Below are 23,804 nucleotides of genomic sequence, written 5' to 3' on the forward strand. Positions count from 1 at the left end.
GCTAATTTTTTCCGTCTTCACTTGGCGTAGCCTCTCGTTCAAGGCTCATCGATCATCCGAAGCGCCCAATTTTTTTGCTTTTACTGAATCCACACTGGAGCGTCGCCATGCATATCAATCGCATCTGTAAAATTCTCGGAATCGAAAAGCCGGTTATTCAGGCTCCTCTCTCATGGTTGACTGACGCGCGTCTAGTCGCGGCTGTTGGCAATGCTGGTGGCCTGGGAGTCCTCGGCCCCAATGCAGGCTTAACTGCCGAGACCGCAGTATCGACACCGGATGAGACCGCCGAAAAGATGCGCGACGAAATCAGAAAAACAAAATCGCTCACAGATAAGCCGTTTGGCGTTAACTTGATCCCGACGCCGGGGAACGACATTTGGACTCCGCATATCCTGAAAGTGATGAAGGAAGAGGGTGTCAAAGCGACCCTATATACCGGCTACGGTGAAGGAGCGGTAATTCCAAAATTGTTTGACGAATTAAAGGAGGCCGGGATCAAAATCATCTACCGCGACCTTAACCCTACGCCGGAAAACACTCGACTCGCCGAGAATGCTGGTGCTGATATTATTGTCGCTACTGGTTTTGACGAAGGAGGTACTCTGCCTGGCACGGCCCTTGGCACCTTCTCTATTGTTCCACTGATCGTCGATGCGGCAAGAGATGTACCCGTCTTGGCCGCCGGTGGGATCTCCGACAAGCGCACGGCTCGGGCAGCGCACGCCTTGGGTGCCAGTGGAGTTTCCGTGGGTTCCGCGTTTATTGGCACCGTGGAAAGCCGCGTTCCTCAATCTGTAAAGGACAAGATTGTCTCTTCCAACGGGCTTGATTTGCTTCTCTTCCGCACAATGCCTGATTACTACCGATCCCTGCCCGGAAAACTGGCGCATAAATTAGTAGAGTTGGATAAAGCGGGCGCCAGCAACGAAGAGCTTGGCAAGCTGATGGGCGGGCTGCGTGGTTTGCGAATTGGTATGCTGGAAGGCAATACTGACGACGGCTATATTTCGCTCGGAACAGGTATTGGAAACATTCGTCGCATCAAGACTGTTGCCGAAGTGGTGGATGAGCTGGCCGTATAACTCATTCGCCTCTTAGGGTGAATTATCCGATCTGACGTTCCTCATTACTGGAATTGCGAAATTAGCTTTCGCTACCAATTTTCACCCCGTCTTCTAACGCACTCGCTAGGAGGCGGGGCAAAGGAGCTTGGGAAGTTAAGACAAGTCTAAGGGTATCGAGCGGCTAAGTTTGACTTTCTATCCAAGTATCGTCGATGCTCGCAAATCTCTCCACTAACCAGTTGAAGAAAATTTGAATGTGAGGTGCTAAATGGCTGCGTGTCGGATAGATAAGCGATATAGGGCGGGGCGCCGGTTTAATATCCTCAAGAATCGCAACTAGTGCACCGCTGGCAAGATGTTCATCGACGGCTATGCCGGGGGCTTGGATAATGCCGAATCCCGCTAAACCACACCGAATATACGCTTTCGACTCGTTGGCGCTTATGCTTCCGCGGCCGGTATAGGTACGATCTTCTCCGTTAATACTGAAGTTCCATGGCAATGGGCGGTTGCTCATGCCAGATACGAAACTTACGCTTCGATGGCTCGGAAGATCCTCGATTGAGCTAGGGTTTCCGAACTCCGCAAGATAGCTTGGCGACGCGCAAGTCACCATTACCGCGTTGCCGATCCTCCGCGCCACCATGCTGGAGTCTCGTAGTTCGCCGATTCTCAATGCACAGTCCACCCCTTCTGAAATCAAATCGACCGCACGGTCAGTGACCCCCAGAATGAGCTCAATACCAGGGTGAATTTTGTGAAATTGCATTAATAAATCTATGAACTTCTGCTGTGCGAGTGCGGCAGATATATTTAAGCGTACCCTGCCTGTGGGCGGGGCGCCGGAAGTACCGAACATCGTCGAAATCTCTGATACGCTCCGAAGAATCTCTTCGGCTCGTTGGTAAAAGCTCTCGCCTTCTTGGGTGAGGCTGACCTTTCTTGTCGTTCTCTGGAAAAGTCGGACGCCGAGCTTATTTTCAAGCTCTTGAATCGCCACCGTCACTTGAGGGCGACCAATTTCCATCGCATCGGAGACCTTTGTGAAACTTCCGAGCTCTGCCAATTTCGAGAACACACGCATTAATTGAATAAATTCCATCCGTCTCTCGCTTTTTTTCTAGAGCAAAACAAGGTGATCTGCGGCACCCGATTCCATTAGATTGCTTGAACTGGTCCATCTCGCGGTATCGACTCCTGCATTCCGGTTTTTTCCTCACGCCTTCATGATCTCAACCAACGCTCTAAGCCCCGCTGATTGATGTTTGCGGCTGGGGAAATAGAGAAACACGCTTTCGTCGATGGTGCACCAGTCTTCGAGGCAGCGGCGCAGTCGGCCATCGTGCAGATACGGTGCGGCGCGATCCTCCCATATGTATGCGAGGCCCAGCCCCCTTGCCGCCGCATCCGCCATCAACTCCTGGCTATCGACCGTCAGGGGACCAGCGACCTCGACCTTCACTATCTCGCCCTCCTTGGCGAACTCCCAATTAAAGGTAGTCCCGCTCGGAAAAGCATATCGAATGCAATCGTGGTCATGCAGATCGTGAGGTGCCATGGGAGGTGGCTTCCTCTCGAAGTAGCTTGGTGAACCGACTACGGTAAATCGAAACTTTGGCTTGATTCGCACCGCGATCATGTCCTGCGACAGGCGCTCACCGAAGCGAATACCTGCATCAAAACCTTCCTGCACGATATCGACTAATGCGTCGGTGGCAACGATTTCCAACTTCAGCCCAGAGTTGGCGGCCAAGAGTTCCATTGCGTCACCCAACACATAGGGCGCGATCGAGTTTGGAACATTTAACCTGATAGTGCCGAACGGTGTGGCACGGAACGAGTTCAACCCATCCAAGGCGCTCCGCATGTCAGCTAGTGCTGGCTGCAACCGGGCATGCAGCGCTTCGCCTGCTTCCGTCAGAGACACGCTGCGCGTGGTGCGATGAAAAAGACGCACACCCACGCGGCCCTCAAGGCTGCGTATCGAATGACTTACCGCCGAAGCGGACGTCCCTCGTTCCGTAGCTGCTTGGCGGAAGCTCAGGTGCCTTGCGACTGACGCAAATACGGCCAACTCGGCGAGTTCTGCGTTCTCCATTGGTGAGCCTCATTCATCATCGTAACAAATATTGGCTACTTTATCATATCAATCAAACGCTCCAGAATACCGTCAAAGAAATGAGCAGGAACCCTATATCTCGCTTCTTTACGGTCTAACCATTTGAATCTGGAGAAAAAAATGAGCATTAAAGTCTCGCCCCGGACGCTTTCCGGGAAGGTCGCGTTGATCACCGGCGCAAGCTCCGGTATCGGCCGAGCTACTGCCATCGAGCTCGCTCGCCGTGGCGCCAAAGTGGTCGTCAGTGCGCGACGTCGTCCTGAAATCGAAGCGCTCGCGGCCGAGATCCGGAACGAAGGCGGTGAAGCGACGGCCGCTGTTGCCGACATCAACATCGAGCAGGACGTGATCGATCTAGTCACCACGACGATCTCGACCTATGGCCGGATCGACGTCGCTTTCAACAATGCTGGTACCGAAGGCGAGTTCACGCCGTTCGTGGAGCAGTCGAACGAGGTCTACGACACGATCTTCAATGCCAACGTCCGTGGCGTCTTCTGGTCGATGAAGCACGAGGCGAAGGCCATGCTGGCGCAAGGCGGCGGCACCATCATCAACAACGCGTCGATGGGCGGCGTGATTGGCTTTGCCAACGCTGGTCTCTACATCGCCAGCAAGCATGCAGTACTGGGGCTGACCAAGACCGCATCGATCGAATTGTTCAAGCAAGGCGTGCGCGTCAACGCCGTTAATCCCGGAATCATCGACACGCCGTTCCAGGACCGCATCTGGCCGAGCACTGAAGCGAAGGACGCTTTCGCGGCCTCGACCGTTCCCGGTCGGGCAGGCTTGCCGGAAGAGGTAGCGACCGTGGTGGCGTTCCTTGCTTCCGATGATGCGTCGTTCGTGTCGGGCCACGGCCTGCTGGTCGACGCCGGATATTCGATTGCCTGATCGAAGACGACCTGCCAGACATCCGGCGTGTCCATCCCGATTACAACGTCATCCCGTGCCGGGATAAGCCGCTGAATACTCAAACCTTTTAGGAGAATCTGATGAATCACTTCAAGAAGTACATCCTTGGCGCTTTCGTCGCCGCAACGGCAATCATTTCGTCGCAAAGCGCGTTGGCCCTTGATATCAAGGCAGGGCCTACCGGCGAAGTTGCTCTCGTCGTCAACTTCGACGTGAAGCCGGGCGCCGAAGCCGAGTTCGAGAAGGTTTTCCAGCGTTCAGTCACTTGCTCCCGCCTGGAACCTGGCAACGTGACTTTCAATGTCCACAAGGTCCTCGGCGCCGAGCGTAGCTATGTTCTCTACGAGATCTGGCGCAACAAGGAGGCTTTGGATAGCCACTTCGAGCGTCCCTATACCAAGGCACTCTTTGCGATGTTCGAGCGGAACCTGGCGCGTCCGCTCACGGAAGGAGCGGGCGGCCTGCACTTCGTCGCCGACCTCGCCCCGGCGCCGCGCCCAGCGCCCGCGACGACGGACCCCACCTCTGTCGCCGAATGCCGTTGAGCTCAGGAGACGAGCGCACCCGGGAAGCTGGATACACCCACGCGCGCTGCCCTGACTAAAGGCTGCAGGATGCCGCTACTTGGAGGCACGCAGCGTAATTCTACTGATTCGGAAGAAGATCATGACCGCACAATCCACGCGCGCCACACCGGTGCCGACATACGGCGTACAACTCACGCTCATCGCATTCATTCGAGCCAAGCCCGGTCTCGGTGACGAACTGGGACGCCGTCTCGGCACCCTGGTCGAACCCTCGCGCGCCGAGGCTGGCAACATCAATTACGACCTGCATCGCTCGAATGACGATCCGGATGTCTGGGTGCTCTACGAAAACTGGAAGGCAGAAGCTGATCTGACGTTGCATTTCGAGCAGCCCTACATGAAGGCATTCGTCGCGGCACTTCCCGAAGTGCTGGAAGGTGAAATGGATCTGCGCCGTTGCGCAATGGTCACCAATATCGCCGGATAACCGACGCAACTTAAAACCCAATTAAAAAGGATCGGAAAAGTGAAGCTCTTCGAACCTGTTGCGCTGCGCGACGTGACACTGCGCAACCGTTTGGTCGTTTCTCCGATGTGCCAATACTCGGCGCAGGGGGGCTATGTTAACGATCATCACCTCATCAATCTCGGGCGATTCGCTATGGGCGGCTTTGGCCTGATCATGGTCGAAGCGACGGCGGTCGTTCCCGAGGGCCGTATCACCCATGGCGATCTCGGCCTCTGGTCGGACGATCACATCCCCGGCCTGCGGCGCATTGCGGAGGCGCTCAAGATGTACGGCGCCGTGGCAGGCATCCAGATCGCGCATGCCGGACCGAAGGCGGCCAGCCAGCGGCCTTGGCAAGGCAACGGCGCCCTCGATGACAGCGACTTCCAGCGCGGCGAGCAACCGTGGCCTGTGGTCTCTGCCTCCAACAAGCCGTATGCCGATGGCTGGTTAAAGCCTACGGCTTTGACAAACGCGACACTGGCCGAGGTTAAACAGGCTTTCGTCGACGCGGCGCGACGTGCCGACGCAGCCGGCTTCGATGTGATCGAGGTGCATTGCGCGCACGGCTACCTGCTCAACAGCTTTCTGTCGCCTGTGACCAACGACCGAAAGGATGAGTACGGCGGCGATCTCGAAGGCAGAATGCGTTTTCCCTTGGAGGTCGTACAGGCAGTGCGGGCGATCTGGCCGGAGGATAAGCCGCTCTTCGTGCGGGTCTCTGCCGTCGATGGCCTACGTGAGGGCATGTCTATCGAGGATACGATAGTCTTTGCCCGTCGTCTCAAAGCGCTCAGCGTAGACATCGTCGACTGCTCGTCGGGAGGTATCGCCCCGCGCTACGAGTACCCGTCGAGCTATGGCTACCAGGTTCCCTACGCTCAGAAGGTGCGCAGCGAAGCAGGCATCGGCACCGCTGCGGTCGGTCTGATCATCAATGGTCGTCAAGCGGAAGCTATCGTGGAAAGCGGCCAGGCAGATCTTGTCGCGATCGGCCGAGAGGCGCTGGCCGATCCGAACTTCGCTCTACATGCCGAAGCCGAACTTGGCACTGTTGACCCCAAAGCCCCATTCGCCTCGTGGCCCACACAGGTTGCCTGGTGGCTTCAGGGGCGGTCGGTACAGATCCAGACATTCAGTGGGCGGTCGTGAACAACGGCATGCGCACTACGGCCGAGACGAGTACTACCTTGCGAAGTATCGTGGCTGCGTTGCCGTCCCCGTCGATTGCATGAAACGTTCCTAGACGGACACCGCATTCGTCCAGGAACGGATCATGTCCACTCGGCCGATCTGATGCGTGAGGTCTTTGAGCACTTTTCGCGCGCTCCTTTCGGGAACTGCGCTTGATCAACCCCTGGCGTCCAGGCGCGGCCTGACTAGTCATCTAAGGCGCCACACATCTTTAAGGATACAGATATGGAGTACGTGAAATTCGGCAGGACGGGAATGGATGTGTCGCGCTTGGTGCTCGGCTGCATGAGCTTTGGCGATGCTTCGCGCGGCGATCACGCCTGGACACTGGACGAAGCCGCCAGCCGGGAGATCATTAAACAAGCGCTGGAGGCTGGCATAAATTTTCTGGATACGGCGAATGCCTACTCCGATGGTACGTCGGAGGAAATCATTGGCCGAGCGATCAAGGACTACGCTCGGCGCGACGAGATCGTATTGGCAACGAAGGTGTTCATGCGCATGCACGCTGGCCCGAACGGTGCCGGACTGTCACGTAAGGCGATCTTCGCGGAAATCGACAACAGCCTGCGACGGCTGGGCACTGATTACGTGGATCTGTACCAGATCCATCGCTGGGATTTCGATACACCGATCGAAGAAACGCTGGAGGCCCTGCACGATGTGGTGAAAGCAGGTAAAGCTCGATACATTGGGGCGTCTTCCATGGCGACATGGCAATTTGCCAAGGCAGTCTACACTTCTCGCCTCAATGGATGGACGCCCTTCGTCAGCATGCAGAATCACCTGAACCTGTTGTACCGCGAGGAGGAGCGCGAAATGCTGCCGTTCTGCCGCGATCAGGAGCTGGCGGTAATCCCATGGAGTCCCTTGGCGCGCGGTCGTCTCACTCGGGCATGGGATGAGACCACCAGTCGACTGGAGACCGACAAGATCGGACGATCACTCTACGTCGAAAGCGACGCTCAGATCGTTGAGAGAGTCGGAGCAATCGCGCAGGCGCGCGGAATTCCTCGAGCTCAGGTCGCGCTCGCCTGGCTACTCCAGAAACCGGGTGTCACGGGACCGATCATCGGCGCCACCCGCGCGCAACACCTAGTGGATGCCGTCGCCGCGCTGTCGGTGAAACTGACCGATGAAGAGATCAAGGACTTGGAGGCTCCATATACACCTCATGAAGTCAGCGGCATTACGGTGATCAGGTAATTTGCGAGCGAGGACGAGACAGCTAGCTGAGGACATGAATTCAGCCATCTGGCTGCTGTGCGGCCTATGGCTGCTGGGATCTATGGGTGGGGTGCTACCGGCCCGAACAACATCCTGTAGTAGGCCTTGCCATCGCGCAGATGCGAGTCGAATGTGAAGTTCTTTGCCAACATAATGTCCATGTCCTCGCGGGTGATCCGCATAACGTAGCTGTGTTCAGTCGTGACTAGTCGCCAAGTGCCGCTGGCTTCGTTCGCACTGAACCACTTTCCTGGATCGGCATGGCCGGCCGGGTGCGAGTGGCCGTTCTCCTCCAACTGCCAGCGTCCGTCGAGCAATATCCAGATCGAGTCATCGGTCATCGCAGAATCTCCTGGTCCGGATGCGATGACTGTTCCTGGGGCGGTCTCCCATTCGCGCGAATGATCGATTGTCCAGCGTAATTGCGATGTGTTGAGCGACGTGAAGAACGGGGTATGACGCAAGAGGTGCAAGTAGGTGACGGAGGGCTTCATCATGGAGGCGACCTGGGTGGTGTGGCACGGTGCCACGGACAGCGCACACCCGACCGTGAGCAAGGAAAACAAGATCGAGAGAGAGCGGCGCATCATGATTGAACGTCTTATGGGGCTTCAGCGACGCGATGTCACGGCGAGCTTAACTGCCAGTGCTAGGAATACTGTTCCCGCGAACCAGTTCAAACAGCGCTGCAGGCTAGTCGAGCGGATGAACGTCTGACCAACTGCGCCGGCTGTCCAAGCGATGCCAGCGAAGACCACGAGGGCTGCAACCGCAAAAACCAGCCCCAGCACGGCAATTTGCAGCGCGACTTGGCCCCGCTCGGGGGTAACGAACTGCGGCAGAAAGGCCAGAAAAAACACGATCACCTTAGGATTGCTCAGGTTCATGGCGACACCCTTGGCATACGATTGCCTTGTGGAGTGCGTTTCCAGCTTCGATGTCTCTGTGACGCCTACTGGTGCCCGAAACGCTTGCCACGCGAGGAAGGCCAGATACGCTGCACCGAGGGCCTTGAGAATGGTGAAGGCCGTGAGCGAGGCCGTCAGAACGGCGCCAAGTCCCGCGGCCACTAGAGCAGTGTGGGCCATCAGGCCGGTACATAGGCCCAATACGGTGGCAAGACCGGAGCGCACACCGTAGCGGGCGGATTGGACGAGGACGAAGAGATTGTCTGGCCCCGGCGTGAGCGCCAGCAGTAGCGAGATGCCGGCAAAGGGCAACAACGTGTCGACGGATGGCATAGCTGCGCTCCAAAGCAGGGGTTTTCGATACCGATCGTCAGCCACGCCCACTTTTGAGGTGGAGTGGTTTATGGCCTATTACGTAATGACGCGCGGCTTGAACTGGGCGGACAGTCCGATCCGATGCAGTTCTATGAGCGGACGAGGCCCAATAGCGCGAAGCCAGAGTCCGCACCGTCCTAAGCAGGATCGATGTGCAAGCGAAGCGACCGCTTGCCGAAGGTATACCGAATATTTTCACGGTGGCCGCCGCCATTAGGACGGCTTCACGATTCTGGCTGGCACGTAGTGCGAGACCCATCCCGCCGCCGAGCCGATCGTGCTAGCGCCCAGGAGATGCGCCAGGCTTTCGGCGGACGGTTCCAGGTGTGCGGCGAACCACGCGACCAGGCCGAGGAAGTAGCCCAGCAGATTGTTTAGGATTGGCATGCCGCGCATGGCAACCACGAGCAGTGCGACGACAAACACTACGACAGGCAGTGCCAAGCGTGGCCCAAGGATAGATCCCACGTGCGGCAGGCTGAATGCCGCAATCGCACCAATCGTCAGGCCCAGTCCGACGCAAGCGAGATTTTCAAAGGCGCTTCGCGTATTCATACCGCGCGTGAAGAATGCAATCCAGCCGATGAACATGGCCCAGACGGGCAGCGAAAGTGCCGCACTACTTGCTGCCGCGACGGCGGCCGTGACAGCGGCAACGAGAGTTGTGACGATGAAAGAAGTGGGAGATTGGCGAGCGTGGCTCATGGGATGCTCCAAGATATTAGGGTTTAATTGGGCAAGTCACCGGTCGCGCACCCAAGGAAGGAAACAGCGATCGGCGACTCATTCGGGGTTGGATCGTTCAATTGGTCCGCGGCTTGAGCAGGTCGGAGAGTCCTACCCGGTGCAACATCTCGGCACGCACGCGGTCCAGCACGGTGAAGCCGACGTCTGCGCCGTCCTGGGTCGGATCGATGTGCACGCGGAACGGACGCTTGCCGAACGGCGCATCGACGACCTTGACGATTGCTTCGGCCACCAGGCCCGCATCGGCATCCGCCGGCACGATCTCGGCAAAGGCCTTCTGCACCTGTTCGCCGAAGCCTGCGTATGGACCGGCCTCGTACTCGGCCACGCGCGCGGCATCGGCCGGCGTGCCGGTATGGGCGAAATGGTTGGTGCCGCTGGTGAAGGCGCCGGGCACGATGATCGAGGTCTCGATGCCCCAACGCGACAGTTCGCGCGCGTACTGCACGGCAATCGCATCCATCGCCGCCTTGGCGCCGAAGTATGGCGCCAGATACGGCGGCGTGCCGCCGGCCGAACTGCTGCTGGACACCCACACCAGCAACCCCTCGCGCTGGCGGCGCAGATGGGGCAGCACGGCGCGGTTGACGCGCTGCGTGCTCAGCACGTTGACGTCATAGAGTTGCGCGTACTGTTCGGGCGTGAAGGCTTCGGCTGGACCGAACACCATGTGTCCGGCGTTGTGCATCAGCACGTCGATGCGGCCGGCCTCGGCGATGATGCGCGCCACGGCGGCATCAGCCGAGTCCTGTGATTGCACGTCCAGTTCGACCGTGCGCAGGTCCACGCCGTTGTCCTGCGAGAAGGCGGCCATCTGTTCGACGACTGCGGCGTTGCGGCCGGCGGTGTTGCGCATCGAGGCGTAGACGGTGTGGCCGGCGCGGGCCAGTGCCTCGGCAGTCAGGCGGCCGAAGCCACTGGAAGCGCCGGTGATGAGGATGATCTTGCTCATGAAACTTCTCCTGATGGGAAAGACTGCGGATTCGGGCGGCGGGGGAGCCCGCGGTCAGACCATCCCGCCGTTGGCGCGCAGAACCTGGCCGTTGATCCAGCCGCCGGCCGGACTGGCCAGGAAGGCCACCGCATGTGCGATGTCATCCGGCGTACCCAAGCGTTCCAGCGGGTTCATCTTCGACATGCGCTCGATCAATTCAGGGGACTTGCCGTGAAGGAACAGATCGGTCGCGGTCGGACCAGGCGCCACGGCGTTGACCGTAATCGAACGGCCGCGCAGCTCCTTCGACAGGATGGCGGTCAGCGTCTCCACTGCAGCCTTGGTCGCGGCATAGACGCCATAGTTCTCCAGCCTCAACCCGATTACGCTGGTGGAGAAGTTGATGATCCGGCCGCCATCGCGCAGGCGGCGCGATGCGAGGCGCAACGTGTTGAAGGTGCCTTTCAGGTTGACGGCGACTTGGCTATCGAACAACGCGTCGTCGCTATCGGCAAGCGGCGCGAGCTTCATGATGCCGGCGTTATTGACGAGAACGTCGATGCCGCCGTAGGCCGCTTCGGCACCGTCGAACAGGCGCGACACGGCGGCCGCATCGCTGACATCGGCCTGGGCACTGATCGCGCGTCCGCCGGACTTCTCGATATCGGCGACCACTTGTTCGGCCTCGGTCGCATTGCCGGCGTAGTTGACAACGACGGTGAAGCCATCCGCGGCCAGACGTCGGGCAATGGCCGCACCGATGCCACGCGAAGCGCCCGTCACTAGGGCAATTTTCTCTTGGGTAGTCATGGAAGTTCTCCTTTCAGACCGCGGGGATCGCGGCGTTAGAAGAACTATGCAATCTCCCTGGCTAGAGATAATCGGTGTAAAGTGCACATCACTATTTCTTGAGGACGAACAATAGGCAATCTGGGGAACATGTCATGGATCGTTTGGATGCACTAAGGCTCTTTGTGCGCATCGTGGAGCGGCGCAGCTTCACGTTGGCGGCAAACGACTTGGAAATCCCTCGCTCGACAGCAACGAAAGTAGTCGCCGAGATGGAGGCTAGGCTGGGTGCGCGGCTGCTACAGAGGACCACACGCGTGGTGCGTCCAACGCTTGACGGTGAGGCTTTTCACCAGCGATGCGTCCGCATCCTGGACGACTTGGAGGACGCGGAAGGAGCCTTTCTTGGCGCGCAACCCAAGGGGCAGTTGCGTGTCGAAGTACAGGGTACTCTCGCCCGCCACTTTCTCATGCCCGGCTTACCAGCGTTTTTCGAGCACTATCCGGACATCGAACTCTCGATGAGCGAAAGCGACCGCTGGATCGATCTGGTGCAGGAAGGCATGGATTGCGCGCTGCGCTACGGCAGGCTGCCGGACAGCGATCTCGTCGCGCGGCAGGTGGCGATGCTGGAACGTGTGACCTGCGCCACGCCCGGCTATCTGAAGAAGTTCGGCACGCCGACCGATGTCGCCTCCCTCTCCGGGCATCGTATGGTGGGCATTCGCCTGATTTCGAGTGGCAACTTGATGCCGCTCGAATTCACCGGCGGCGAGGCGCACGAGAGCATCACGCTACCGGCCACACTATCGGTGACAGGACCGGAAAGCTATCTGGCCGGAACACGGCTTGGTTTCGGTCTAGCGCAGATGCCGCGCTTCCATATCGATGAAGACCTCAAGCGCGGTAGCCTCGTCCCCGTGCTGCGCGAACGCCCACCGCCGTCGGCGCCTGTGTCGCTCGTCTATCCGCGCAACCGGCAATTGTCGCCACGGGTACGAGTGTTTCTCGACTGGGCAAGCAATGAGTTTAAGATACGTGGCGCATCCCGCTGAGTGCTTGTCTCTACGTGGTGCTATCTGTGGACGCCTCACATGTAGTCGACCAGTCCAGCGCCCGCGAGAGTTCGCCATGGAGAAGTCGTAGACTAATTGGCACGTTGGCGCGACATGTTTCAAGACTCCGCTCGAAGTCTCATCGCATCCTGCATAGGGGGCGCACCGAACAGCCTCTTATATTCACGATGGAACTGCGACTGGTTGTCATAGCCCACCATCGAAGCAACGACCCCCACATCGCTTGCGCGCTTAAGCATAAGACGGCGCGCTTCGAAGAGTCGCAACCGTTTCTGATATTGCAGAGGACTCAGTGCCGTCGCTTCTTTGAAATGTTGATGCAATGAGGAAACGCTCATGTTTACGTGCTCTGCCAGATCGTCGATCCTCATAGGTACATCGAAGTGAGCCTTAATCCACTCGACAGCCTTGGCCACTTTGAAAGCGCGACTGTCGGCCACTAAAGCGTGACGCAGGCGCATCCCCTGACTGCTCATCAGCAGCCGATAAATGATTTCCTGCTCGATCAATGGCGCCAGTACTGGGATGTGCTTAGGCGTGTCAAGGAGCCTAGCCAGCCGGTATGCGGCATCCAGCAAATCCAGCGATAGATCCCCTACGCTGATGCCGAGCCCGAGCGGGGTCTCATCGGGAGGCGGCAGTTCACGAGTGGCAACCAGATGTGCGACCTTTTCCATGTCAATCTCAAAGGAGAAGCACAGGTAAGGTTTTTCGCGGCTCGCTTTGGTCACTCGCCCGATGATCGGGATATCAATCGATGTGACCAAACACCGTTCAGAGTCGTAGTCGTAACTCATATCGCCCGCAGTAACAGTCTTTGCTCCTTGCGCGGCGAAGATAAGTGCCACTTTGCTGAAGGCTGACTCTTCCTTCGACGGTGCGGAGAAGCGCCAGAACGTCAGAGATGGGATCGCAACGCGATGCTCGCCATCGATGGGCGAGAAGCGCTCCACGATCGAGGCAAGCTCACTGGTGATGGTCTCCCGGGAGGTCAGCGGCGTTTTATGATCTAGTAGATCCATACTATTTTAGTCTAGGAATGTGCCATCACAATTTACACAATACTGGCTATCCATGCTCCAAGAAGTCTACAAATTCGGAGAATAGTACTTAATTCTCGGAGGATCATGGAGTTACATTCAAGGCTTCGGATCGAGAATTTTGTGTGCGCGGACCAGCGGTCGACTCGCTACTCCTCGGGCGGAGATGCTTCCGTGCCGCCTCGAAGCTTTCACTGATGGAGCTCTGAAAGCGGGTCAGATAGCCGAGGAACGAACCTGTACCGACAGGTATGGGTTGTCTGGCGGGATTTCCTCAAACAGCCCCGAAGGGGCATTCAAGAGGTAGCCGTGCAAGCGGCGCGCCTTGCGCGGGCCGGTCACATCGCACGTCCAGATGTTGAGGCCGCTCGCCTGCTTGCGATGCAGATGCAACCGTTCGAACTGTTTCTGAACCCACTGCCAGTCGGCCGCGTTCTCCAGCCCTGCCAGGCTGGCAACCTGCGGATATTCCTGGGCATACCGCTGAAACAGGCCAGGACTGACTAGAAAGGCCGTGCCGTCCACGGTATGCACCAGCGCACGTGCGTCGTTGATGATGAGTTTGCGGCTTGAGATGGCTTTCTTGAGCCAATCCATGAAGTGCTCGCCAGACACTTGGGCTTTGTTCGGAACAGTGACCTTCTGCTCCGGAACAATAATTTGCTGCGTCGCATCCCCAGTTAATGCAACTGGCGCAGATTCAAACCTTTCCGTAATGGGCTGCATGTCAGGGCCTAGCAACCCAAGCAGCACATCGACGCCGTCAGCAGTCGGTGCCGTTATGGATTGAGCCGGAGCGGCGGGTGCTGGCATCTCAGCGCTACCTCCTGATGCAAACTCGCCTGTTATCTCTATCTGTGGCGCCGTCGCAGTAACGGTGTCCACCTGGATCGTGCCGCTGAATGGCGTAGGCCGCTCGGTCGCGTCCCAGATCAAGGCGGGGGTGAGACGTAACAGAGTGAACGAATGGGACCAGCCGGTGGCGCTGGTCACGGTGGCGCGCCAGATCGCTTTGCCGTCCGATGTAGTCTGCAGCATGCCGTGATCCTGAAGCACGTTGAACACGGCGGTGTTGTTCGCGGGGATGCCGTCGATGCCTTGGGACAGTAGATGCGCACGGAGCTTATCCGAGACCGTCTTGCTTACCAGCCATAAGGAATCCTCGGTGAGCCAGCCATCGGAGGCTTCCGGCTGGTTCAGCTTCAACTCTTCCTTGAGCAGGTAGCGCAACCCGTCCAGCAGCTTGCGCTGCAGTGCGTGCTTGGGTGCGGCCATGGCGCGGGCCGGGTCGCCACCCAGTTCCTGCGCCACCGAAGCACGATCAGCCTGTACGACAAGCTCGCCCAGCATGCCGGCATGCTCGTACTGCCCAGCCAATACGTAGAGCAGCGGCGCCCACAGGGCGGGGTAGCGACTGAGCCAGTCCAGAAGCTGGGCGTCCAACAGTTGGCGATATAGCAGGCCTGTTGCGGCACTGTGCAGCCGGTACTCGCGGTCCTCGCGGTAGCGGAAGCGGTACGGCTGGCGCAGGGGGCCGTGCCAGGGGTGCCAGGTGCTGCCGTCGGCCAGTTCGACGTGCAGATCGACAGCGAGCTTACCGATGTCGTGCAGCAGTGCCGCGTAAGCCACGGCGGCGGTCCAGGCTTCAGATTGCGCCGCCTGGTCCTCGGGGGTGCTGCCGGCCGGCAGGAGGTGCGACTGACGCAGCTTGAGGGCGTAGGCAACGATCTCCAGGCCGTGGTCCAGCATGCCACCGGGGTATGCGTGGTGATGGGCCTCCGATGCGGGAAACTGCTGGACCAGCTCGGCGTAGCGCTCCAGCGGTGCGCCATAGAGGGTGGCGAACTGCTTGCGCGACAGCGACGTGCGCTGCCAGATGTGTTCCAGCAGCTTCTGCCGGCGTGGTGTTGCCAGTAGCGAGGCGGCCGTCTCGGGCCGCAGTCGCCCTTTCGGGAGGTCGGTGGGGGGCGCTGGCGACGGAGGGGCAGCGACCGGGGGCCGTTTTCGCTGGAATAGAGAAAGCATGCGGGTGTCCTGGTGGCGAGCCGACCGGGAGGCCTTTTGGCCTTTTCGAGGTAGGGCCTTTCCCCTTGCACCCCATTCCCTTGTCGTTTCGGCCTTTGGCCTTTAACCGTTTCGGTATAGCGGGGCCAAGGTTGTGGCTCCAGCTTCAATGTGGAACCCGCATGAATGGATTGGAGGGAGACCCGGCGCTGGCCTCGGCCTATGCTGCGGGGACGCTACCCCTGGCAGGTTGGCTCCCATCTGGGAGACTAAGTTGACAAACGAGACAAATGAGACTAGAGTGAATCCTGTCTCAAACCTACCTGGGAGATGACCATGCCCACCGCCATTGAATTCATTGCCAACCGTCTGCCGCGCGTCACCGTGGAGGATGTGCGTCGTTTCGCGGGTACCGTTGAAATCCGGGATGCACCGGCTTTCGCGGCCGAGTTGCAGGCGTTCATTCACGAGCGCGTGGAGGCGGTAAAACTGCCTGCTAGCCTCGAAGGCGAAACGGTGGAGCAGGCCTTGAAGCGCAAGACGGCGGCGCTGCGCGCCGAGACGCGCTGGGCACCTGGCGAAACTGACATCCAGCGTGGCCGCGCCGTGTTGCTGGAAGCCTTCGGCCAGCCGCACAATCTGCCGATCCCCGAGTTCGCTAAATTGGCGGATAAGTCGCGCGCGCAGATTTACAAGGACATCGTTGCCCGTCGGCTGCTGGCGCTGAACGTGGGGCCGCGCGGCCAGAAACTGCCCGACTGGCAACTCGACCCGGTGAAGCAGCAGTTGACGCAGACCGTGCTCCAGGAGGTCGATGGCATCGACCACTGGACGATCTACCGCGCGCTGTCCGAACCGCTCGAAGGCCTGGGCGGTCGCTCGCCGGTGGATGCGGTGACGCATGGCACGATCGACGACGTGGCCGAGGCCGTGTTCAACGTGCTGGGCGTTCAGGTGCATTGAAGCGAGACCGCCATGAGCCACGAGCTGCCTCCGTTCCTGATCGATGCCGGTGAACTGCTCCAGCATGTGAGCCGCATCGCCTATCGGGGCAGCCCGCTGTACTATGGACGCAGCAGCACCAATCGCTACGATGACCCGGCGCGGGTCTACGGCGTGCTCTATCTGGGGCGCGACCTGCCCACGGCGCTGATGGAGTCAGTGTTTCACAAGCATCAGTGGCTTGATGACGCGAAGCGCTCGATCGCATTGAAAGAAGTCCAGGGCAGGATGGTGCGCGCTGTAGGGGTGGTGGCCGACGTGCTTCTGGCCGATCTCACGGCACCGGGCGTCATGGCGGGCTACTTTGGCCTGAACCTGGAGCAGTTGGCCAGCCGCGACTACACGCACACGCAGCAGGTGTCCGCTCAGGTGCATGCGCTGGTCGGCGACGACGGCCAACCTCTGTTTGACGGAGTGCTCTATCCGTCGCGCAACAACTATCCCGCCAAGAGCATCGCCCTGTTCGAGCGTGCGGGAGCGAAGGTCAGCGTCATCGAGGACATCGATCTGGTTGACCATGTGGATTGGCCGCGTTTCGTTGCCACCTACCGCATCGGCGTGGAACTCGACCCGGGCCCGGTGGAACCGGATGACGAAGCGTCCTGAAGCAGCGAGAAAACACATTGAAGCCTGAAACGGAATGAAGTGGAGCACCCTGGAATAGACATCCCTCAGTAGCAGGAGACGACCATGAACACCACAACTCGCACCAGCACCGCAGAACGTATCGGCCGCGCATTTGGCCGTGGATGGCGTGCCTATGCGCGTGGCGAACGGCGGGTATCGAATTGGTTGATGGCCAAAGGGGTGCCTTTGGTTGGTGCCACAGTGCTGCTGTGGGCGGTCAAGCTGGCTGTGCTGGGCGCGCTGCTCTACGTCGCCTTCTGGTTCGCACTCGTGTTGTTGGGAGTCGTGGTGGCGGGATGGGCGGCTGCTGCCAATACCCCGGATGAAGACGAGTGGCCTTTCACCGACCTCACCGAACTGCGCAAGACGCCGGGCTACGATCCCAACCTATACAACGATACGTCGCACGAGTTGTACACCGACGACTGACCGGCGCCGCGTTACTTCAGCTTACCTCCGGTGAGGGCCCCAGCGCCCTTACCGCCTGCTTGGCCGGCACTCTTGCTGCCATCCGAAAGCCCTTGGATGACGTGTCCGGCCCGAATCCCAACCCAAGTAAGGCTCGCAAGCCAAAAACCCGGCAAGACCAAGAACATCGTGCCCATGACGAACATCAGGAGCAGGTCGCCAAAGGCATTGTTCAACCCCACCAGCGGATCGAAGTTAGTGTGCGGCCGGTTCCAGCCGAAGCCCCACCCATAGAGCGCATCGAGAATGGTGCTGTCGATCCAGCGTGCGAGTTGGAACCAGAAATCGGTGAAGAACAGCGCGAACTGCACGACGCTGACGGTGACGACCGTCTTCAGGTCATAGGTGCCGACGACCAGCACGAGCGGGATGCAGATGACCAGCGCCATCTTGAGCAAGGCAAGCACCATGGGCAGCGCCTGGCGCACCACGTCCATGGCGGGAAATGCGGCAAGTGCCCCGACCGCCATTCCTACGTCCCCCGTGGCCCGCGTCACGATGTTCGGCAGGGTCTTGTCGATCTGGCCGCCGTAGTCGGTATAGACCGAACCCTGGTTGAGCTTCTGCTGTCGCGGTGAGGCGATGGTACGGACCACCGAATCGTCCACCTCGGTACGGCTCAGGAACCCGGCCCAGCCCGCCAAGCGATTCAATAGGCTGGGGGCCACCTGGCTCAGCAGCCGTGCTCGCAGGCCGTTGCTGCCATCGGCCCACCACTGCCTGCAAGTCGGGTAGCCGCCGCCACTGGCCACCTGCGCAAGCCCTGCGTCGCGAGTGTCGTCATAGGGCCATGACTCGCGCGCCGTGCTGGAGCGGTAGCTGTCGTAGTAGCCGCCGGTGTTCGTGAAAAACCTCGAACCGATCCAGGTCACGTCGTTCATTTGAGCTTCGTCCAGCTCCGGTCGCGCCATGAACAATTTAGCGCGTGCAGGCCCGTAGCAGTCGTGTGTGAAATCGGCCACTTCCTGAGCCAGCACCGGGTCGTTGATGCGGGTAGCGTCGATCTCCATGCGCATCTGTCGCAGGTCTGTTCCGCACGGGATCGCTGCCACCGAGGCACTGGTGACGGCGCGCGAGAGCGCGTGCATGAAGGCCCACCAGACCGGCACCTTGGCACTCTGGTTGTTGATGGTGCTGAAGGACTGGGACCAGCCGGTATCCGTGGGCTGCGGCACGCTGACCTGGCATTGAGCCGAGCGCGAGCTGTCGTACTGAATGGTGTTGAGGTCCACGTCGATGAAGGGGATGCCGGCGAACATCACGACCACGATGGCGACGAACACCCGGTTCTCAATGCGTGCGGCCGAGAGCACGCCCTTATTGCCTTCGTCAGCACCCTCCGCACGGGCCTTGAGCCATTCCTGCACGATGATCGCCACGAAGGGCAGTGCGAATACCCCGCTGGATACCAGTACCGCCCAGATGCCGTTGTTGACGATCCAGGACACGAGGGTGAGGTAGTACTCCAGGTAGTCGGTCGTGAAAAGCGTCATGGCTCGGATCTCCCCTCAGCCCTGCATCAACAGGCTGGCTTCAAGCGCCACGATGGCAATGACGCCGGCGATCTCGCTGCGCACCAGGCGGCGCCGCGCTTGCGCGTCGTCCTCGCGCGCCAGCAGTCGGCGACGCATCCAGACCCAGCCGTAGGCCGTCGCGCCGTACAGGCACAGCCGCCAGATCAGGAAGTAACCCGCTGTTGCCGCCAGCCAACGCCCCCAGCCTGCGACGCTTCCGACGAGGTAGATGCCAACGATGTTGGCGCCCACGGCGACGGCCGCGAGTACCACCGTCCACAGCAGCGCCTTCGCTGCGCGCCGGCTGAACAGCCAGCGCGGGCGCAGCCAAGCCGCACGCATCGGGCTCATGGCCGGCCTCCCGGATTGCCCTTCTGCAATTGATCGAGGCGGTCAGGCACCGGATCGCCTTCGTAGATCCCACGCGAGCCCGCCGCGCGCGTGCCGTGGCGCTGGATGATCGCCATGGGCGAATTGTTTGCCAGCTCCCGGCGCAGCTCCAGCTCGGTCTTGAGGTTGCGGATCTCGCGATCGAGCGTGTCGCTCTCGTGGTTCACAGCTTCCACGGCGAGCTGGTTGGCCGCCACGTTGGGCTCTTTCTTGCCGGTCAGCAGCGTGCGTTGCAGCAGTAGCGCTTTCTCCAGCACCGACGCCAGCGCAACCTCGGACGCCAGGCGCTGCGACAGCAGGTGCTGGTCCGGCTCGTCACGCAGCGCCTCGATCACGCCGCGCGTGATGGGCAGCGATGCACTGCCAGCTTCGCGCAGGTTCTCGGGAGTCGTGTTCTTCGCCTTGGACACCAGATCCTGGAGCGCCTGCAGCTTGGCGTCGTATTCTTCCTGGATCAGCGGCGTCAGCCCTACGCCGGGCGTCGTTTCGGTCTTGGTGCATGCATCGCATGTGCGCTGTTCCTTCTCGCCGAGCACGCGTGTGGCCCAATCGACGGCGGCCTGCGGCGAGTTCCAGGTCTGGCACGAGAGACTGCTACAACTGGTCGGTGCGATGGACGACGTATCGGTCACGCCGCGGCCGTTGACCAGGTTGTAGCCGGCACGAGTGACATCGCCGACGACCTTGATCGCGGGCTGGCCGGAGCCCCCCGCGTTACTGCCCCCGACCCACGGCACACCGTCATTGCCGCGGCGAGTCTCCGCCTGCTCGATGGCTGAGACCGCATCCGTGCTCGACACCGCATCGCGCAACGCCAAGCCTTCTGCCATCTGGCTCCAGCCGAGCTGCCCGCCCGCCGTCTCGGCCATCTTCTCCGCCATGGCACGGCATGTCAGCTTGGAACGGTCGAAATCGAGCCGTGCCTGCAACACGCCATTGGTAAGCAGGTTGTAAAGGCCCGGATCGGCCCGCTGAATGATCAGTGCCGGCAACGATGCCACCGCGCTGGTGGCGCTTTGGATCACCGATGACATGATTTGCTGGAAGCCGTTGGTGACGCCGTTGAGTTGATTTTTCAACGTGGTCTGGATGCTCATGTCACCGCAGATCAAGTTGCTGTTCCAGCCCACGCCGACCCCGAGAGAGCGCATGCCAGCCGCACGTCCCATCGACACGGCGTTTCCGCCGCCGATCGAGTACATAACGTCATCGCCGATGACACTGCCGCCGGTCTGATAGCCCAGTTGGCCCAAGGCCACACCGCTCGTCAGCGCGAGCCCACCGGCCAGCGCCAGGATGATATTCGTGCGACGTACCCGGGGGGCGAACGGATTGAATGCAGGACGGAACTTCATGGCACCACCTCAAAGGAAATCGACGCTGCCGAGAAACACCTGACCCCGGCGCTCGCAGCAGGCATACGGCCGCCAGAGCGCCCAGGCGTAGTCGCCTTGCTGAGCTTGCGTCAGGGAGCCATCGCGGGGAAACACCGCGCAGGACGAGGACAGGACAGGCGTGAGTTCCTGCCACTTGCCCGTCGAGGCATCGCCCTCCATGAGCGCGCCAGCCGGCCAGTAGCCATCACGGGAGTTGGCGAGCAGCGGTTGATAAACATGGATCTGCCCGCGGCGCGTGACGACATCGCCTGCGCGCTGGGCCACCACGGCGCCGGCCTTGTGGTCGTCGGTCTGGTGCAAGAACCCACCGCGGGGATACACGTTGCCCCAGAGGTTCATCGTGGTGCGTGCGCCGACCTCGCGCATGCCGGGAATCAGCGCTTCCGGGTAGGCCATCTCGGGCACGTTGTAGCGCCAGGCCAGCGTGTCCAGGGTGCTGAGCAAGTACGGCATGAACGCCGTGCCCGCACCTTCACAGAAGTAGCCTGAGGACGACACGAACTGGTTGAACACCTCGACCCCCGGGTGGCCGATGACGTCCGCGTTCTTGAACTTGGCGAGGTTGTTTTCGTGGTCTTCGTTCGTGGTGCCATCGCCGCCGGCTTGCGCCGACGGGTTGGATGTGCTCATCGCCCGGACTTCGATCCACGGGTTTTCGCCGGTGTTGCTGTAGCTGGAGACGACCGCATCGGGGATGTAGTGGCGGACTTTGATGGACGTGCGCACCGTGCAGCCACCCCAGGAGCAGAACAGCCAATAGCAGATGCCAACCACCCGGTATTCCAGGCAGTCTGGCGACATGACGGAAGACACGATGGTGGCGGTATTCAGGGCGTAGCTGCTCGTGGCGCCGACCAGTAGCACCGAGGCCACGACAACACGCAGACGGCGCAGCAGGTCAAATGGGCGATGGGTCACGGCTGCGTCCTCCGGTGCTGCTCGATGCGCGCGACTGCGCGGGCCACGTCCGGCTCGCCATAGACCACGTAGCGCTTGTCCACGACGACGGCCGGGATGCTGGTGATGCCCAGGCTCCATGCGTCGGTGACGCCCTGGTATGCGGACGCAATGCGGCGCTGGAGGTCGCCACCGCCACCGTTCAGCCGACGCTTGACGATGACGGCAGCCTGTTCGGGATCTGCGGGGAGTTCGGCAGCAAGCTCCGTTTCGATCCGATGCGCTTCGTCCAACTCGATCAGCCGCTCACCGCCCACGGTCTTGAGGGGGTGCCGGCTGTCGGTGACGACCAGCACGTCGGCGGCGAAGGTGGCCGGGCTGAAAACGACCAGAGCGACCGGCAGCGCAACGGCCAGGCCGAGGGTTCGCCATCCCGGCGAGAACCTGGAAATAGATGCTGGCATGTCGCGTACCCCGGGAAGTTGATCAGGGCCATAGTCAAACGCCGAACCTGATGCAGCCCCAACAAACAATGCGCATCGCGGACACCCCGCATACCTGCTTGTCTCGCCGCAAAGAAAAACGGAGGCCGAAGCCCCCGCAGTGATCAATGAAGCGATGCGCTACAGCAAGCCGTGCTCAGCGAAAGAGTACGGATTTCCCAGGCCGACGACGATGTGGTCCAGTACCCGAACATCGATGAGCGCCAGCGCAGCCTGCAATCGCTGGGTCAGCGCGCGATCGGCGTTCGACGGTTCGGTGGCACCCGAAGGGTGCTGGTGCGCGAAGACCACTGCGGCGGCTTTCAGCTCCAATACACGCTGTACGACGACACGCGGATAGACTGCAGTCGAATTGATCGTGCCCCTGAACAGTGGCTCGTAGGCCAACACTTGATGCATGCTGTCCAGGAACACGACTGCGAATACTTCGTTGGGCTCAGCGACGAGTTTTAGACGCAGGTAGTCCCGCACGGCGGCCGGTTGGCTGAGGCACGGTCCGACTTTGAAGATCCGTCTCTCCAGCAACGCGATAGCCTGCTTGATGATCCAGTCCTCATGCTGGGCTGCGACGGCGGAAAGCGACTCCACGCAGGAGTCATTGACGACGAAAGACATGGCGAACCTCCGGAAGGTGAGATCGGAGGGCGCACGCCCTGGGAGGGCAAGCCCTCCTGGGGATAGGAACAAGGGAACGAGGTGCATCCACCACCGCGCAGCGGTGATTGTTCGCGGCCAGGATGCGGAGCGAACGGGTATCGGTCAGCGCGGGCAACCGCGCCGTAGCCTTGAAGACCAGGGCTACCTGGGCATGTCGCCGACAACGTCGGCAGGCATTTCGGTGGTAGGTGTGGCGGCAGGTTCGTCAGCCGCCAGCATGTCCATGGCCGACAGCAAGGCATCGCCTTCGATTGGCCCCTGCAGCAGGATGGACTGGCCCGTCTGGCGATCAAGCAGGCGCAGCGACGGCGTGGCCGTCACGCCGCCTTTCGTGGCTTCCGTGGCCTGGGCGCGGATGACTGCATCGGCTCGCTCGCTTGTCATGCACTGCTCAACGGCCGGCGTCGATTCCGGGTAGCGCAGGCCATCGGGCAATCCCTGGCCGTCGCTGCGCGTGTGGGCATAGACCCACTCGACGGCATGCCAGAAGGCAGCATGCCCGCCGGCTTCGGCGACGCACTCGACCAGACGCGCCTCGGCCGACGCGGCCGGCTCATGTGCGGCCAGCGGCTGGTGGTGCCATTGCAGGGCCACGTCGGCGTTGCTGCCGACCCAGCGCTTGAGCTGCGGGAAATACTCCCGGCAGAACGGACATTCCAGATCGGCATAGAGCGTCAGCGTGAAACGCCCTTCGGGATTGCCCATCTGCCAGGGCGGCCCGGACATCAGTGCCGTGCTGACCGGCGTGGGCGACTGTGGTGAGGGTTCGCCGGGCGACCGGGACACGAGCCAGATCAGCAGCAGCGCGACCAGCGCAACAGCTAAGGCCCAAAGCCAGCGGGGCCGCCCGTGGCGACGGCGGAACGCCTGAACTTGTATCGGAATGGAAGGACGCTTCTGCTCCATGGTGTTCTCCGGC

General features: G+C 60.5%; 26 protein-coding genes. 10 read left to right on the forward strand and 16 right to left on the reverse strand.

From position 1 onward, the window contains the following. Positions 1 to 107 precede the first annotated feature (107 nt). Positions 108 to 1,085, forward strand: a complete 978-nt coding sequence (locus C5N93_RS03675; RefSeq protein WP_242558307.1) for a nitronate monooxygenase — start codon at positions 108 to 110, stop codon at positions 1,083 to 1,085. 163 nt (positions 1,086 to 1,248) lie between these two features. On the opposite strand, the gene C5N93_RS03680 is transcribed toward C5N93_RS03675, so the two are convergent. Continuing rightward, the gene (locus C5N93_RS03680) at positions 1,249 to 2,169 is read right to left on the reverse strand and encodes a LysR family transcriptional regulator (protein WP_242558308.1); all 921 of its coding nucleotides are present in this window, start codon (positions 2,167 to 2,169) and stop codon (positions 1,249 to 1,251) included. 114 nt (positions 2,170 to 2,283) lie between these two features. Continuing rightward, on the reverse strand, positions 2,284 to 3,165 hold the full coding sequence (locus C5N93_RS03685) for a LysR family transcriptional regulator (RefSeq protein ID WP_242558309.1): 882 nt from the start codon (positions 3,163 to 3,165) through the stop codon (positions 2,284 to 2,286). A gap of 123 nt (positions 3,166 to 3,288) precedes the next feature. On the opposite strand from C5N93_RS03685, the gene C5N93_RS03690 reads away from it, so the two are divergent. From C5N93_RS03690 to C5N93_RS03710, 5 genes are all read left to right on the forward strand, one after another. Then, positions 3,289 to 4,080 carry a glucose 1-dehydrogenase gene (locus C5N93_RS03690; RefSeq protein WP_242558310.1) on the forward strand — a complete coding sequence of 264 codons (792 nt, stop codon included), beginning with the start codon at positions 3,289 to 3,291 and terminating at the stop codon, positions 4,078 to 4,080. Between the two features lie 101 nt (positions 4,081 to 4,181). Continuing rightward, positions 4,182 to 4,646, forward strand: a complete 465-nt coding sequence (locus tag C5N93_RS03695) for a putative quinol monooxygenase (RefSeq protein ID WP_242558311.1) — start codon at positions 4,182 to 4,184, stop codon at positions 4,644 to 4,646. Between the two features lie 121 nt (positions 4,647 to 4,767). Beyond that, the gene (locus C5N93_RS03700; protein WP_242558312.1) at positions 4,768 to 5,115 is read left to right on the forward strand and encodes a putative quinol monooxygenase; all 348 of its coding nucleotides are present in this window, start codon (positions 4,768 to 4,770) and stop codon (positions 5,113 to 5,115) included. 39 nt (positions 5,116 to 5,154) lie between these two features. Next, positions 5,155 to 6,288, forward strand: a complete 1,134-nt coding sequence (locus tag C5N93_RS03705; protein WP_242558313.1) for an NADH:flavin oxidoreductase/NADH oxidase — start codon at positions 5,155 to 5,157, stop codon at positions 6,286 to 6,288. Between the two features lie 267 nt (positions 6,289 to 6,555). Next, on the forward strand, positions 6,556 to 7,536 hold the full coding sequence (locus tag C5N93_RS03710) for an aldo/keto reductase (protein WP_242558314.1): 981 nt from the start codon (positions 6,556 to 6,558) through the stop codon (positions 7,534 to 7,536). A gap of 80 nt (positions 7,537 to 7,616) precedes the next feature. On the opposite strand, the gene C5N93_RS03715 is transcribed toward C5N93_RS03710, so the two are convergent. The 5 genes from C5N93_RS03715 to C5N93_RS03735 all read right to left on the reverse strand — a co-directional run bounded on the left by C5N93_RS03715 (position 7,617) and on the right by C5N93_RS03735 (position 11,331). Next, the gene (locus C5N93_RS03715; RefSeq protein ID WP_242558315.1) at positions 7,617 to 8,054 is read right to left on the reverse strand and encodes a hypothetical protein; all 438 of its coding nucleotides are present in this window, start codon (positions 8,052 to 8,054) and stop codon (positions 7,617 to 7,619) included. A 114-nt stretch (positions 8,055 to 8,168) separates the two neighbouring features. Beyond that, on the reverse strand, positions 8,169 to 8,798 hold the full coding sequence (locus tag C5N93_RS03720) for a LysE family translocator (protein ID WP_242558316.1): 630 nt from the start codon (positions 8,796 to 8,798) through the stop codon (positions 8,169 to 8,171). Between the two features lie 255 nt (positions 8,799 to 9,053). Further along, positions 9,054 to 9,545, reverse strand: coding sequence for a DUF1097 domain-containing protein (locus C5N93_RS03725; RefSeq protein WP_242558317.1), 492 nt, complete (start codon positions 9,543 to 9,545; stop codon positions 9,054 to 9,056). Positions 9,546 to 9,642: 97 nt separating this feature from the next. Further along, positions 9,643 to 10,539 carry an SDR family oxidoreductase gene (locus tag C5N93_RS03730; RefSeq protein WP_242558318.1) on the reverse strand — a complete coding sequence of 299 codons (897 nt, stop codon included), beginning with the start codon at positions 10,537 to 10,539 and terminating at the stop codon, positions 9,643 to 9,645. A 54-nt stretch (positions 10,540 to 10,593) separates the two neighbouring features. After that, positions 10,594 to 11,331 carry an SDR family oxidoreductase gene (locus C5N93_RS03735; RefSeq protein WP_242558319.1) on the reverse strand — a complete coding sequence of 246 codons (738 nt, stop codon included), beginning with the start codon at positions 11,329 to 11,331 and terminating at the stop codon, positions 10,594 to 10,596. Between the two features lie 134 nt (positions 11,332 to 11,465). On the opposite strand from C5N93_RS03735, the gene C5N93_RS03740 reads away from it, so the two are divergent. Then, complete coding sequence (locus C5N93_RS03740; RefSeq protein ID WP_242558320.1) at positions 11,466 to 12,365, forward strand: LysR family transcriptional regulator; 900 nt, start codon at positions 11,466 to 11,468, stop codon at positions 12,363 to 12,365. Positions 12,366 to 12,484: 119 nt separating this feature from the next. On the opposite strand, the gene C5N93_RS03745 is transcribed toward C5N93_RS03740, so the two are convergent. After that, on the reverse strand, positions 12,485 to 13,408 hold the full coding sequence (locus C5N93_RS03745; RefSeq protein WP_242558321.1) for an AraC family transcriptional regulator: 924 nt from the start codon (positions 13,406 to 13,408) through the stop codon (positions 12,485 to 12,487). Between the two features lie 234 nt (positions 13,409 to 13,642). Further along, entirely contained in the window at positions 13,643 to 15,451 is a 1,809-nt protein-coding gene (gene mobH / locus C5N93_RS03750; RefSeq protein ID WP_242558322.1) for a MobH family relaxase, read from the reverse strand. Positions 15,452 to 15,766: 315 nt separating this feature from the next. Here mobH and C5N93_RS03755 point away from each other — a divergent pair, with 315 nt between their 5' ends. The 3 genes from C5N93_RS03755 (at position 15,767) to C5N93_RS03765 (ending at position 17,488) form a co-directional block, all read left to right on the forward strand. Next, a complete protein-coding gene (locus tag C5N93_RS03755) occupies positions 15,767 to 16,393 on the forward strand; it encodes an integrase (RefSeq protein ID WP_242558323.1) in 627 nt (208 codons plus the stop codon). Between the two features lie 12 nt (positions 16,394 to 16,405). Next, the gene (locus C5N93_RS03760) at positions 16,406 to 17,038 is read left to right on the forward strand and encodes an RES family NAD+ phosphorylase (RefSeq protein WP_242558324.1); all 633 of its coding nucleotides are present in this window, start codon (positions 16,406 to 16,408) and stop codon (positions 17,036 to 17,038) included. 84 nt (positions 17,039 to 17,122) lie between these two features. After that, positions 17,123 to 17,488 (forward strand): DUF3742 family protein, encoded by a 366-nt coding sequence (locus tag C5N93_RS03765; protein ID WP_029044456.1) that lies wholly within the window; start codon positions 17,123 to 17,125, stop codon positions 17,486 to 17,488. Positions 17,489 to 17,499: 11 nt separating this feature from the next. On the opposite strand, the gene C5N93_RS03770 is transcribed toward C5N93_RS03765, so the two are convergent. The 7 genes from C5N93_RS03770 to C5N93_RS03800 all read right to left on the reverse strand — a co-directional run bounded on the left by C5N93_RS03770 (position 17,500) and on the right by C5N93_RS03800 (position 23,791). After that, on the reverse strand, positions 17,500 to 19,020 hold the full coding sequence (locus C5N93_RS03770; protein ID WP_242558325.1) for a conjugal transfer protein TraG N-terminal domain-containing protein: 1,521 nt from the start codon (positions 19,018 to 19,020) through the stop codon (positions 17,500 to 17,502). Positions 19,021 to 19,035: 15 nt separating this feature from the next. Next, positions 19,036 to 19,392 (reverse strand): hypothetical protein, encoded by a 357-nt coding sequence (locus C5N93_RS03775; RefSeq protein WP_029044457.1) that lies wholly within the window; start codon positions 19,390 to 19,392, stop codon positions 19,036 to 19,038. After that, on the reverse strand, positions 19,389 to 20,786 hold the full coding sequence (locus C5N93_RS03780; RefSeq protein ID WP_242558326.1) for an integrating conjugative element protein: 1,398 nt from the start codon (positions 20,784 to 20,786) through the stop codon (positions 19,389 to 19,391). The genes C5N93_RS03775 and C5N93_RS03780 overlap by 4 nt, the downstream gene beginning before the upstream one ends. Before the next feature lie 9 nt (positions 20,787 to 20,795). Further along, positions 20,796 to 21,746 (reverse strand): TIGR03756 family integrating conjugative element protein, encoded by a 951-nt coding sequence (locus tag C5N93_RS03785; RefSeq protein WP_242558327.1) that lies wholly within the window; start codon positions 21,744 to 21,746, stop codon positions 20,796 to 20,798. Next, positions 21,743 to 22,189, reverse strand: a complete 447-nt coding sequence (locus C5N93_RS03790) for a TIGR03757 family integrating conjugative element protein (protein WP_020207177.1) — start codon at positions 22,187 to 22,189, stop codon at positions 21,743 to 21,745. Before C5N93_RS03790 ends, C5N93_RS03785 begins: the two co-directional genes overlap by 4 nt. Before the next feature lie 159 nt (positions 22,190 to 22,348). Beyond that, positions 22,349 to 22,843: a DNA repair protein RadC gene (gene radC, locus C5N93_RS03795; RefSeq protein WP_242558328.1), complete on the reverse strand. Its 495-nt coding sequence runs from the start codon at positions 22,841 to 22,843 to the stop codon at positions 22,349 to 22,351. A gap of 183 nt (positions 22,844 to 23,026) precedes the next feature. Beyond that, positions 23,027 to 23,791, reverse strand: coding sequence for a DsbA family protein (locus C5N93_RS03800; RefSeq protein WP_242558329.1), 765 nt, complete (start codon positions 23,789 to 23,791; stop codon positions 23,027 to 23,029). Positions 23,792 to 23,804 lie beyond the last annotated feature (13 nt).

The organism is Pandoraea sp. LA3, assembly GCF_022696215.1.
Taxonomy (GTDB): Bacteria; Pseudomonadota; Gammaproteobacteria; order Burkholderiales; family Burkholderiaceae; genus Pandoraea; species Pandoraea capi.